10 protein-coding genes are annotated in these 12,164 nt (G+C 57.1%); all 10 read right to left on the bottom strand.

What is annotated here, in order from left to right:
* Window positions 1–85 precede the first annotated feature (85 nt).
* Window positions 86–574, bottom strand: coding sequence for a nitrate reductase associated protein (locus tag NW849_RS11930; RefSeq protein ID WP_414357823.1), 489 nt, complete (start codon window positions 572–574; stop codon window positions 86–88).
* A 24-nt stretch (window positions 575–598) separates the two neighbouring features.
* Window positions 599–2,734 (bottom strand): molybdopterin oxidoreductase family protein, encoded by a 2,136-nt coding sequence (locus NW849_RS11925; RefSeq protein ID WP_414357826.1) that lies wholly within the window; start codon window positions 2,732–2,734, stop codon window positions 599–601.
* A gap of 108 nt (window positions 2,735–2,842) precedes the next feature.
* Window positions 2,843–3,376 carry a Uma2 family endonuclease gene (locus NW849_RS11920; protein ID WP_414357821.1) on the bottom strand — a complete coding sequence of 178 codons (534 nt, stop codon included), beginning with the start codon at window positions 3,374–3,376 and terminating at the stop codon, window positions 2,843–2,845.
* Between the two features lie 33 nt (window positions 3,377–3,409).
* Window positions 3,410–4,252 carry an ABC transporter ATP-binding protein gene (locus NW849_RS11915; RefSeq protein WP_414357824.1) on the bottom strand — a complete coding sequence of 281 codons (843 nt, stop codon included), beginning with the start codon at window positions 4,250–4,252 and terminating at the stop codon, window positions 3,410–3,412.
* 38 nt (window positions 4,253–4,290) lie between these two features.
* The gene (locus tag NW849_RS11910) at window positions 4,291–6,282 is read right to left on the bottom strand and encodes a nitrate ABC transporter ATP-binding protein (RefSeq protein WP_414357820.1); all 1,992 of its coding nucleotides are present in this window, start codon (window positions 6,280–6,282) and stop codon (window positions 4,291–4,293) included.
* Between the two features lie 72 nt (window positions 6,283–6,354).
* Complete coding sequence (ntrB, locus tag NW849_RS11905; RefSeq protein ID WP_011431708.1) at window positions 6,355–7,314, bottom strand: nitrate ABC transporter permease; 960 nt, start codon at window positions 7,312–7,314, stop codon at window positions 6,355–6,357.
* 145 nt (window positions 7,315–7,459) lie between these two features.
* Entirely contained in the window at window positions 7,460–8,782 is a 1,323-nt protein-coding gene (locus NW849_RS11900) for a CmpA/NrtA family ABC transporter substrate-binding protein (protein WP_414357819.1), read from the bottom strand.
* Between the two features lie 61 nt (window positions 8,783–8,843).
* Window positions 8,844–10,391, bottom strand: coding sequence for a ferredoxin--nitrite reductase (locus NW849_RS11895; protein WP_414357818.1), 1,548 nt, complete (start codon window positions 10,389–10,391; stop codon window positions 8,844–8,846).
* A gap of 192 nt (window positions 10,392–10,583) precedes the next feature.
* Window positions 10,584–11,723 (bottom strand): CAP domain-containing protein, encoded by a 1,140-nt coding sequence (locus NW849_RS11890; protein ID WP_414357817.1) that lies wholly within the window; start codon window positions 11,721–11,723, stop codon window positions 10,584–10,586.
* 16 nt (window positions 11,724–11,739) lie between these two features.
* Window positions 11,740–11,886, bottom strand: coding sequence for a hypothetical protein (locus tag NW849_RS11885; protein WP_187147246.1), 147 nt, complete (start codon window positions 11,884–11,886; stop codon window positions 11,740–11,742).
* Window positions 11,887–12,164 lie beyond the last annotated feature (278 nt).

Here is a 12,164-nt window from a genome sequence, read left to right as displayed (position 1 = left end):
TTTGGAAACAAACAGAATGCTATCGCTGCATAGTTGAACAGTGATGTTCAGCAGTGTTCAGCGTAAATGTATCAGACTATCTCTCTCAAATAGATTCAGAGTAACTGCAATCACCATCCCTCGCCATCTTCAGGCCAAACTCTCGCAGAGCGGGCAAGAAATTTTTGTTTTCGTGATGGGATCGGCTCAACTTCAGCAAGGCAAATCTCTGGATATCGTGCAAGTTTCTCCAGAAATCGAGGGCAAGCCGGATCCCCAGGTCTTGAGCTTTTTGTTGGACAGCCATTGGGATCTGGTTGGGATTTTGCCATTCAGGCTGGGGGTCAATGGGAATCTCTTGCGCCTCTTCGTGGCAGATGGAGCGAACCAAATGGCGCAGATGGTTGCGGAGTTCTTCTAGATCCTGTGGAGATTCAGAGGGCCAATCAACACACTTCCGCCGCTCTTCTAAGGAAAACTTGGCCCATTGATGGAGCTTGAGCTTGATCCCGCACAAATCCAGCTTTAGGCGCAAGGTCATGGGGATGCATCGCAGAGAGTCGGCAAAATCTTGCTCAAACTGAAACAGAGTCATGGGAACCTCGATTAGGAACCAAATCTAGAGTTGAGGGGATTGCTTGAGCGGTGGGTCGGCTTTCTCAAGAGCAACGGCGCAGGCTTTTAATTCCGGCTGGCCGGAATCAGGGCAACTGATGTCATGGGTGAGGGCATTACACTCAGCTTGTTCTGCCCAGAGGGATCCCCAGTGCATGGGTACAAATAGCGTACCGGGAGCAATGTTGGCAGTTATCTTGGCCGGGAAATAGGCCCGTCCGCGGGCAGAACGCACTTGAACCCAATCTCCATCTTGGATGCCCAGTTTTTCCGCATCGCGAGGATGGATTTCAATAAAGGGTTGGGGGTGCATTTGCTTGATTTTTTCAATCCTGCCGGTGCGGGTTTGGGTGTGCCAATGGCCGTAAAGCCTGCCCGTGGTTAATACGTAGGGAAACTGGGGATCCGGCGGCTCTGCTAGGCCACGGGAATGGTGGGGGATAAAGCGGGCGCGGCCATTGGGGGTCGGGAAACGCCAATCTGTGTAGAGGCGAGTGGACTTAGGGGCCGAGGTTCTTTCTTTGGGATAAGGCCATTGCTGAGGGCCTTGTTCTGCCAAAAGGGCATGGCTGAGGCCGGAGTGATCGCAGAGGCGATTTGCGGTAAGGGCGGCAAATTCTGCATAAACCTCTGCCGCGGTTTGGAAGGAAAATTGCGCTTCAAAGCCCAACCTGCGCCCCACTTCAGCAAAGATCTCCCAATCGGGTCGGGCCTCGCTAGGGGGATCTCGAAAGGCTTGACAAAGGGTAACCCTGCGCTCGGAGTTGGTCATCACCCCGGTTTTCTCGCTCCACTGACAGGCAGGCAAAAGCAAATGGGCATATTCTGCCGTTTCTGTAGGGTAATAAGCCTCTTGGTAAACGGTAAAGGGAGACTTTTTCAGGGCTTTTTTGACCCGTTCCAGATCCGGAAAGCTCACCAAAGGATTGGTGGCCACAATCCAAAAGAACTGCAGGGATCCCGTCTCCAGAGCGGCAATCATCTCGGTAGCCCTCAGCCCTGGGCAGGGAGAGAGGGAACCGCTGGGCAAACCCCAAGCCTGCTCCACCTCTGCCCGATGCTGGGGATGGCTCACCAGCCGATATCCCGGCAGCAGATGAGATAACCCCCCCGCCTCTCGACCGCCCATGGCATTGGGCTGGCCGGTCAAGGAAAAGGGGCCGGTCCCCGGTCGGCCAATTTGCCCAGTTAGGAGATGGAGATTGATTAGGCTGGTGATCTTGGCGGTGCCCTCGCTGGACTGGTTTAGGCCCATCGACCAAAGGGAGAGAACCCTTTGGGATCCCTGCCAGAGCTTGGCCGCTTCAATCAAGTCCTCAGTTGCAATTCCACAGCGCTGGGCTACAATCTGCGGCTCATAATCGGCCAGCAAAGCTGCATATTCGGCAAAACCTTGGGTGCAGCCCTCGATAAAATCGGTAGCCATTGATCCCCACTTCAACAGCAAATGGGCAATCCCATTGAAAAGATCGATATCCGTACCGGGGCGAATTTTTAAGTGGAGATCGGCAGCTTCTGCTGTCTGAGTGCGCCGGGGATCCACGACCACCATTTTGAGGGGGGATCCGGGCTTGTGCCGCTTCTTCAAGCGATTAAAAAGAATGGGGTGGCACTCGGCGGTGTTGGTGCCCACCAGAAAAGCCAGATTGCAGAGATCGAGATCCTCGTAGCAGCAGGGGGGGCCATCGGATCCCAGGGATTGGGTGTAGGCCGAGACGGCTGAGGACATGCACAGGCGCGAGTTGGTGTCAAAATTATTGGTGCCCAGGCAGCCCTTAATGAGCTTTTGAGCAACGTAATAGTCTTCAGTGAGCAACTGCCCCGATCCATACATGGCTATGGAGTGGGGGTTGTCTTTGAGGCGGCGCAGCCGAGAAACCATCTCCTCAAAAGCCTGATCCCAAGAAATGCGACGAAAGGGCTGATCCAAGCTCTCCCGAAACAGGGGAGAGAGCAGCCGATCTCGACCAACTGCCTCCAGGATCGTGGCCCCCTTTACACAGACCATCCCCAAGCTGGAAGGATGATCCCGGTCGCCTCTCATTTTCCAGTCACCTGAGGCTGTCGAAACCGCCTCCAATCCACATCCCACACCGCAGTAGGGACATAGGGTTTTGATGACAGCTTTTTCCGACTCCATCGCGGTCACCATGAGTTGGGATCCCTATTAAACGCCCAATTCTCTCGCATTTTGGATCCCTTAGCTGAGAAGAGCGGCAACTTGGATCTCCAAGCCAGGTAATACAACCTAGCTCTTGTCAGTGTCCTGTTCAGCTAGCCAAAGATGGCCATCTTGAGTTTGGATAAAAACGTATTTGCTTCTGGGAAAAATCAGCCAGACTTCCAGTACATCGGAGCTGAGATACTCTTGGGCTTTTAGGAAAATATCTTCTCCACAGTCGGTTGGAGAGAAGATCTCCTCAACCAGAGGATAGCTCTGCAGCAGCGTGGCAATATCCTCTCCAAATTGCTGGATTAAATCTGGAGATGAGTAGGCAGCATCAGGTCTTCTGACTCTGCCTTTGGTTTGGCCGGGAGCCTTCACCAAAACCATACCCCCCAATGGCTGACATTCAACATAACCGAGCCAACGGAAGAGAAGTCGGGTTTGGATCTTTGCATGCCCTAAGGTTTGCCCCACTTTCTCCACAATGTAGCCATCTACCCATTTGGTTTGGGCAACTGGATTGGCCAGATAGTCGGCAAGGGTTTTGGGCAAGCTAGAGACCCGCTTCTCCATTGGGAGATCGGTTGGAGCTACCTGAACCGGAGCAGCGGCCATCAACTTCCCTCCCCAAGCGTTTTGATTCCTAGCTTAATCCTCCCTATGGGCAAAGCGACGATAGAGGAAGTCAAGGGCGCGGTTACGCAATTCGTAGAACTCAGGCATTTCCATAATGCGGGAGCGGATGCGCGGTCGCTCAAAGGGAATGGTCAAGATCTCACCAATATGGGCAGCGGGGCCGTTGGTCATCATCACCACACGGTCTGACAAGTAGAGAGCCTCGTCGATGTCGTGGGTAATCATCAAAACTGTGCAGCGGTGATCCCGCCAAATGGCCAGCAGCTCATCTTGTAGATCTTCCTTGGTAATGGCATCCAAGGCCCCAAAAGGCTCATCCAACAGCAAAACTTGCGGACGAACGGCAAGAGCACGGGCAATGGCAACCCTTTGCTTCATGCCTCCAGAAAGCTGCTTGGGCCGCTTGTGGGCTGCCTCTGCTAAACCTACCAATTCTAGGTGTTCTTCAACGATTTCCCTTTTCTCCCGCCGGGATTTGTTTGGGTAAACCTGATCCACCACCAGATAAACATTTTCAAAAGCCGTCAGCCAGGGCAAAAGGGAATAATGTTGAAACACCATCATCCGATCCGGCCCTGGGGAGGTGATGGGCTGGCCCTTGAGGGTAATGGATCCCGAAGTGGGAGTCGAAAAACCCGCCACCATGTTGATCAAGGTGGATTTGCCACAACCCGAGTGGCCGATAATGCAAACAAACTCACCGGCGGCCACTTCCAGATTGATATTTTCCAGCGCAACGAAGGGCCCTGCTGAGGTGAAGTAGGTCTTGCCCACATTCTGAAGACAAAGAAGGGGCAGTCCTGCAACCGGAGATGCAGAAGATAGCGGTGAGGAGAACGTGCGGGAGCTGGTCATCATGGTGTTTTCCAATCGAGAGTTTAAGGTAACAAAAGCTAAACTTCGCTGAGCCGGTACTCCTGCAGCTTCAGATCCTGCCGGATGGCCACCGACTCCAGGTAAGCAACGGGATCCTCTCCGTCAAAGCGGGATCCATCGCCAAAGAGTAAAGCTCCGCGGTCGTGGGCCCGATCCGGAAGGCCCAGTTCTCTGGCGGCTAGGGCGTAGGTTTCGCTGTCCAGAACTTGGTCGAGAACCGAAACCCAATTGCGGGGAAAAGCGCAGAGTCCCCAGCGAGCCATTTGCGTCAAGATCCAGAGGTGTTCCAACCTTTCCGGACAGGTGTTGCGCCCGTTGGCAAACTGGTGAAAACCGGTGAGGGCTTGGGATTCATCGGCAATTCCCCGCTGCAGGATGCCCCTCCACCCCGGCTGCAGATCCTCCAGGGCCACGCCCACATACTGGGGCTGAGCCAGCCACTCCAAGATCTCAGAACGGTGCTGCGGCTGATCGCAGTAGTGACAAGCCTCCAGTAGTGCTTTGACCAGAGCCACGTGGGTGCGGGGGTAGCTTTGGGCCCAGTCCTGGCGCACCGTCAGCACCTTTTCGATGTGGCTGGGTAAGATTTCAGGGGTGGTGGCGACGATAACCCCCACCTGTTCCCGCACGGCGCGGGAGTTCCAGGGCTCGCCCACGCAGTAGCCATCGATGTTGCCGGCCTTGAGGTGGGCCACCATCTGCGGCGGCGGGATCACGGTTAACGTGACATCCCGATCCGGATCCACCCCCGCGCTAGCCAGCCAATGGCGCAGCAAGAAGTTTTGCATTGAGGCCGGGTGCACCACCCCTAGGGTATGAACCACGTCAGGAGTTTGCCGGAGGTGTTGGCGCAGATCCCAGGGACTGAGAACACCCTGCAGGCAAAGTCTGCGCCCGAAGGTAATGGCGTTGCCGCCACGGGAGAGGGTTAAGGCGGTTACCAAAGACACCGGAACTCCCCCCACCCCTAACGTGGAGGCCAACGGGATCCCGGCCACCACCATAGCCGCGTCCAGCCGACCGGAGCGGATCCCTTCCCAGATGGTCTTCCAGCCTGGCTCCCGCACCAGGGTGACCTGCTCCAGGCCATGCTTTTGAAACAGGCCTTTTTCCTGCGCCACCACCAGCGGGGCGCAGTCGTTGAGGGGCACAAAGCCAACCTCCAAATTGACCTTCTCCAGGCCGTGTTTGGCAATGGCCACGCGAACAGGCGTTTTTTGGCGAGCCCGCTTTTGCTGGTTGAGAAAGTAGATCATCTCTCCCCGCAGGCTGTAGTAGTCGGGGTGACGCACCACTTCCAAACGATGGCGGGGCCGAGGAAAAGGGATCCGCAAAATCTGGCCAATGCGGGCAGCGGGGCCCTGGGTCATCATCACCACCCGATCCGAAAGCAGCAGCGCCTCATCCACATCGTGGGTAACCATGACACAGGTGAGCTGCTCCGCCTGGGCAATCTCCATCAGTTGCTCCTGCAGGTTGCCGCGCGTCAAGGCATCCAGAGCGCCAAAGGGCTCATCCAACAGCAGCACCCGCGGACGGATGGCCAAAGCCCGAGCAATGGCTACCCGCTGTTTCATCCCTCCTGACAGATGGGCCGGTCGCTTGTCGGCTGCCCCCTGCAACCCCACCTGGCGGATGTGCTCTTCCACAATCCGGCTTCGCTCTGCTTTGGGAAGGGATCCCAGCACCTCGTCCACGGCCAGGGCAACGTTCTCCCGCACCGTCAGCCAGGGCAGCAGGGAATAGTTCTGAAACACCACCATGCGATCTGGGCCGGGATCTGTAACTTGTCGGCCCTCCAGGAGAATGCCTCCGCGGGAAGGCTTTTCCAGGCCAGCAATGATGTTGAGCAGGGTCGATTTGCCACAGCCGGAGTGGCCAATTAGCGAGACAAATTCCCCTTTTTGGATCTCCAGGTGGATGTCTTTCAGGACAGGATAGACCTCTCCGTTGTCGAGGAGATATTCCTTGTCGACATGATCCACTTCAATGTAAGGCTGAGTCTTCATGATTCCCCTGAGATGATTTCTGAGAGCATGGAGAAATTGTCAGCAACCAATCTAAAACTCGGCCAAGCTCATTTAGCGATCCTCAGCCACCACCAGCGAGCCAATCCAAGCCGTGATGCGATCCAGCAGAAGACCCACCATCCCGACATAGATCAAAGCCAGAATGATTTCGCTGATGCGGGAGCTATTCCAGGCATCCCAGATGAAAAATCCAATGCCCACACCGCCAATCAACATTTCCGCTGCCACAATGGCCAGCCAAGACAAGCCCACCCCAATGCGCAAGCCGGTAAAAATATAGGGCACAGTTGCCGGGAAAACGATTTTGAAAAAGTACTTCCAGCCGGACATGCGCACAATTCTGGCCACGTTGCGGTAGTCCTGAGGGATCTGCTGTACGCCGACAACGGTGTTGATCAAAATGGGCCAGAGGGCCGTAATGAAGATTACAAAAATGGCGGAAGGGTTGGCATCTCGAAAGGCAGCCAAAGAAATCGGCAGCCAGGCCAAAGGCGGCACCGTGCGCAGCACCTGAAAAATGGGATCCAAAGCCTCGTACAGCCAGCGATTGACCCCGATGATCATGCCGCCCACAACCCCCACCAAGCCGGCCAGGGCAAACCCAATGAACACCCGCCGCAAGCTGGCCCAAATTTGCCAGAACAGCCCTTTGGCATTGCCGCCATAGTCAAAAAAGGGATCTTTAATGAGGGGATCCCAGGTGTCCTGCCAAACCTGGAGAGGGGTGGGCAAGTTGGCTCCGGGGCGGCTGTAAATGATTTGCCAGAGAATCAGGACGAGCAAAATGGCCGTAGCGGGCAACAGAATGCGACGCAGCGCTTTGTGGATTTGGACTCTTTGCCGCCAAGCAGAAGAAGGTGCAGAACTGGCGGGGGAACCGATTCCGGTACTGGACTGAAGAACAGAACCTTGGCCGGTTTTCAGCAGCCAGTGGCCTAGGCCAACCAGTAGGGGAAGCAGGATCCGAAAGAGGTGGTAGCCCAACTGTAGGGCAGAGTGGAAAATCCTCATGGCTTGCTGGGAGTAAGGTTGAAGTCAACTTAAGAGGATCCCAAGAGAGAAGGGGTTTCAGTTGAACACTCTTTGTGGGGATTCGGGGATCCCTTCTCTCCTGGACAGAGGGTTTGCAGCTAACTTGCTGGGGAAAGTTGGGAAATTAGGCCAGCTTCTTAATCGCCAATTTCTCCAGGTAGGCGGCAGGATTTTCGGGATCGAACTGCACCCCGTCGAAGAAGGTTTCCACTCCTCGAGAGGTGCTGGGGGGAATGGCTGCCCCCTGACCAATGGCTTTGGCAGCTTCTCGCCAGAGTTCTTCCCGATTCACCCGCTCCACCAAGGCTTTGGTATCGGTGTCGGCAGGTAGGTAACCCCAGCGAATGTTTTCGGTCAAAAACCAGAGATCGTGGCTCTTGAAGGGGTAGGAAGCGTAGTCCTGCCAGAACTTCATCAGGTGGGGGCTGTTTTCAACGACCTTGCCGGTGCCGTAGTCAAAAGTGCCCCGAGAACGGCCCAAGATATCGGGCACAGGCACCCCCAGCCAGCGGCGGTCGCCGATGATGCGACACATCTCCTCTTTGTTTTCCATCTGGTCGCACCAGATCTGGGCTTCTAGCACCGCTTTCAACAGGGCAAGGGTGGCTTTCGGGTGCGCATCCACCCAGTCGGCCCGCAGGGCAAAGGCCTTTTCCGGGTGGCCGTTCCACAGCTCGCCGGTGGTGAGGGCACTATACCCCTCTTTTTGGTTCACCAGCTGGGCATTCCAAGGCTCGCCCACACAGAGGGCTTCCATGGTTCTGGATTTCATATTGGCCACCATCTGCGGCGGCGGCACCACAATGACGGAGACGTCGCTAGTGGGATCGATCCCGCCTGCGGCCAGCCAGTAGCGCATCCATAGGTCGTGGGTGCCACCAGGGAAGGTCATCGCACATTTGGGATCTTTGCCGGCAGCTCGAAGCTCGGCAAACTTGGCCTTGAGGGGGGAACTATCCAGGCCGATTTGCAAATCCCGATATTGGTTGGAAATGCTAATGCCCTGACCGTCCAGATTGAGACGGGCCAAAATGTACATAGGCACCGGCTTGCCATCGGTAACTTTGCCGGTGGTGATGAGGTAGGGCATGGGGGTGAGGATGTGTGCCCCATCGATGCCGCCGGCGGCGGATCCCAGCACCAAGTTGTCGCGGGTGGTGCCCCAAGAGGCCTGCTTGACCACCTCCACGTCTTTCATGCCGTACTTGTCAAAGAACCCTTTTTCTTTGGCGATGATCAGGGGGGCCGCGTCGGTTAGAGCGATGAACCCCAGCTTGGCGCTGGTGGTTTCGGGAGTATCGGCCTGCGCCACCCAGTAGCCTTTGCCCAAGGATTGCGATTGGGCGCGCGGGATCCCAGCCGTGGCCGCCCCAGCCGTGAGAGCAGCCACCCCGGCCAAAAATTGCCGACGGGAGACGGGAGAGGAAGTGCTGAACAGCTTAGACATCGAAACCTCCAAGATTTACAACGACGAAGAAAGAAAAACTTTCAGGACGGCAACAGAACCGCTAGCGGGTTACCAAAACAGAAGCCTGGGCAGCGGACGGATGCTGACGTGGCTTGGCCCCAAAGTGTTCAATGAGCAGCTCCACCAAGACCGGCTTGAGGTCTTCGCAAGGGATCCCTTTGCGCACGCATTCGCCCAGCTTGGCGTCTTTGCCCACCTCTCCCCCCATGTAGATGTCCACGGCCTCCACCACCCTGCCGTCCTTGCGAGCAGTGGTGCCCATAAGGCCGATATCGGCTACTTGGGGTTGGCCGCAGGAGTTGGGGCAGCCCGTCCAGTGGATGCGCACCGTTTGGGGGATCTCCAGCTCCGCCTCCAGCTCCTCCATCAAGGCCACAGCCCGGTTTTTGGTCTCGATAAGGGCAAAGTTGCAGAACTGGTTGCCCGTACAGGACACCAACCCCCGCTGCAAGGGCCCTGGGTTGGGGGAGAACTTCTTCAAGAGCGGCTCTTTGAGGAGCGGGGCCACTCGGGAGTCGGGCACATTGGGGATGAGCACGTTCTGCTCCACTGTCAGCCGCAGCTCCCCGGAGCCGTACACCTCCGCCAAGCGGGCCAGCTCCATCATCTCCAGGGCGTTGAGCCGCCCCACCGGCACATGCAGGCCGACAAAGTTGAGGCCCGGCTGCTTCTGGGCATGCACCCCCAGCAGATCCCGCTTGTGCCAGACCACCTCATCTTTTTCCGCTGCCCTGAGCAGAGGGTGGCCTATCTGGCGCTCCACAGCCGCCCGGAACTTCTCTAGGCCCCACTCGTCAATGAGCCACATCAACCGCGCCTTTTGCCGGTTGGCCCGCAGGCCGTGATCCCGGTAGACCAGCAGCACCGCCTCGCACAGGGGAACTACATCGCGGGGATCCACCCAGACATCTAGGCCAATTGCCTCGGCGCAGCGGCGAGCAGAGAAAAAGCCGCCCACCAGGACGTTGAAGCCCAGGCGGCCATTTTTGAAGGCGGGCACAAAGGCCAGGTCGTTGATCTCCGCATGCACGGAGTTGTCGCGACAACCGCAGATGGCGATGTTGAACTTGCGCGGCAGGTTGCTGAAGGAAGGGTTGCCCTCGCCGTTGTTGGTGATCATGTCCTGCACCTTGCGGGTGAGACCGCGCACGTCGATCAGCTCATCCGGGTCAATACCAGCCAGAGGGGATCCCGTGATGTTGCGCACGTTGTCCATGCCCGACTGGATGCTGGTCAGGCCTACCTCTTTCAGGTAGCCCAGGATCTGGGGCATTTCCTCGATGGGGATGCCCCGCAGTTGCAGGTTCTGCCGGGTGGTGATGTCGGCTACGCCCTGTTCTCCATAGGGGTGGATGATTGCGCCCAACATCCGCATTTGGCCGCTGGTTAGGATCCCATTGGGCAGGCGCAGCCGCAGCATGAACTGACCTGGGGTGCGCTTGCGAAAGAAGATCCCCAGCCACTTGAGGCGGTGATCCCGGTCGTCTTCAGGAATGTTCTCCCAACCCATCCGGGCAAACGCCTCCAGCTCGGCCTTGACCGCCAGCCCATCCTTTTCGCTTTTGAGGCGTTCAAATTGGTTCGCCATGATCGCTGCCGTGGGGTGAACACTAGCTACCCTAGCGATGACGAACCGTTAACTTTGGTATTGGCAGTTACACTTTGTAACAGGTTATGCAGTTTTGTCATTCTCGAATTGCGCTTTATGCATAAAGTCAGGCTTCCAGGAGCAGCAGACCCCTCTTTCCCCTTTGGGAAAGGGGCTGGGGGTGAGGAAAAGCTAGTTGAGAGGGTTGAAAGAGTTGAAAGTCTCCATCTGCCAGAGCAGACGGGGCGGGATCCCCAGCCCTTCGGTGAGGGGTGCGGGCCGTTGGGAAGTTTGGGGATCGCAGTCGTAGAGAGCGGTGGTGTAGCGGTAGCTGCGGGGGGGGCCACCGTTGAGGCGAATGCCGCTAATTTCAAAGGTGTAGTTGCGATTGGGCTGGATCGAACCCACGGAGTAGGTCAAAGTTTCCAGGCCAAAGGCGGGATCCCCCACGCGGAGATCTCCAACAGGCACCGGCTCGCCGCTGAGGGCATCGGTGATGCGGACTTGGGCTTGGCTGAGATCAGCCTTGCCGCCACGGCTGGGCACCGAGAAAGACCAGCGGTAGGCAGACAGGGGCTGGCCGGAAAACCCTTCTAGGCGGTAGAGGTAGCCGTCTTTCTCCGGGAAGGCGATGAACTCTGGATCTGGCACCGACTCGTCAAAACCGAAGATCCAGTTGGCGTTGGCCTGGGTCACCCGTCCAGCCCGTGGGTCAAAGACAATGCCGTAGGCCCCCTGGGCGTACTGAGGATACAGGTTCCAGCGGCGATGCCCCACATCCACAAAGTTTTCTCGACCTGGCTCGGCAAAATAGATGTCCACCTGCCGCGCCAACACCCGGCCTGGATCGGGGCCGTTCAGCTCTAGGATGGGCCCAACCGCCAGGTTGCTGAAGCGGGATCCCGCCTCCCCAGCAGGGGTAAAGCAGCGCCAAGAAGGGGGCGGCTGGTGGCTGAGAGTACCATTGGCTACCTGCATCAAGGCCGCTTGCTGGGCGGCTTCTAGGAACTGAGGATTGAGCTTCACCGGCGGTAACTGGTGCAACAGCCGTAGAAAATTCAGCCGATCCATCATCTTTTGGGCTGCTGCAGGCGTAAGGCGACCGGGGTTGCAGGTAGCAACCTGGGGCTGTTCGGCGTAAATAGGCCCCGTGAAGCTGCGGGTCTGGCGATCCAACCGGCACAGGAAGCTGGCAATCGGCACTTCCCCTGCCCGCGGTGGCTCCATCGAGGTAGGGGATCCTCCACAGGCCGCCAGCAGACAAAGACAAAAGATCCCCGCGATCCTCAAAGCCCAAAGCTGAACCAACTTGGGCAACCGCTGCAAGGGCATGCAAAAACCAGCCGAATTATGAGCCGGTGGGGGTGGGGGTGATGCTGGGGGGGCTGACGGTGCTGCTGCTGCTCTCGCCACAAGCAGGCAACAAGCCCAGACAGGCAAACAGGGCTAAGGCCGCCAAAAGCTGGTGGGTCACTTTGGGTTGCAACGTAGCCATGACAACAAACCTCCCAAATGCTGTTGGGTTTGACCCTGTTCTATCACCTGGCCGAGTGGGCCACAGCGTCAAAACTCATGCCGACAAGGGTATAACTTAAGCCCAAGTCAAGGAACGCTCACCCAAGTCGGCTACATCCACCAGGACTGGGATCCAAGCCCACTTTTTCTCTCCACCCATAGTGGAGTACGGATCCCCACAACTGATACATTCACGCTGAACTCTCCTGAACATGGTTCAGGAAAGAAGCGATCGCATCCTGCCTATCTCTGAGCAGG

This window comes from Synechococcus sp. R55.3 (assembly GCF_047461975.1).
GTDB lineage: Bacteria > Cyanobacteriota > Cyanobacteriia > Thermostichales > Thermostichaceae > Thermostichus.
Note: the sequence above shows the minus strand (reverse complement) of the source record. Positions and strands in the feature narration are given on the sequence as shown.

Bases quoted from the DNA above. Each gene is read 5' to 3' on its own strand.
- NW849_RS11930 (WP_414357823.1), bottom strand. From the start codon at position 574: ATGACTCTGTTTCAGTTTGAGCAAGATTTTGCCGACTCTCTGCGATGC.
- NW849_RS11925 (WP_414357826.1), bottom strand. From the start codon at position 2,734: ATGGAGTCGGAAAAAGCTGTCATCAAAACCCTATGTCCCTACTGCGGT.
- NW849_RS11920 (WP_414357821.1), bottom strand. From the start codon at position 3,376: ATGGCCGCTGCTCCGGTTCAGGTAGCTCCAACCGATCTCCCAATGGAG.
- NW849_RS11915 (WP_414357824.1), bottom strand. From the start codon at position 4,252: ATGACCAGCTCCCGCACGTTCTCCTCACCGCTATCTTCTGCATCTCCG.
- NW849_RS11910 (WP_414357820.1), bottom strand. From the start codon at position 6,282: ATGAAGACTCAGCCTTACATTGAAGTGGATCATGTCGACAAGGAATAT.
- ntrB (WP_011431708.1), bottom strand. From the start codon at position 7,314: ATGAGGATTTTCCACTCTGCCCTACAGTTGGGCTACCACCTCTTTCGG.
- NW849_RS11900 (WP_414357819.1), bottom strand. From the start codon at position 8,782: ATGTCTAAGCTGTTCAGCACTTCCTCTCCCGTCTCCCGTCGGCAATTT.
- NW849_RS11895 (WP_414357818.1), bottom strand. From the start codon at position 10,391: ATGGCGAACCAATTTGAACGCCTCAAAAGCGAAAAGGATGGGCTGGCG.
- NW849_RS11890 (WP_414357817.1), bottom strand. From the start codon at position 11,723: ATGCCCTTGCAGCGGTTGCCCAAGTTGGTTCAGCTTTGGGCTTTGAGG.
- NW849_RS11885 (WP_187147246.1), bottom strand. From the start codon at position 11,886: ATGGCTACGTTGCAACCCAAAGTGACCCACCAGCTTTTGGCGGCCTTA.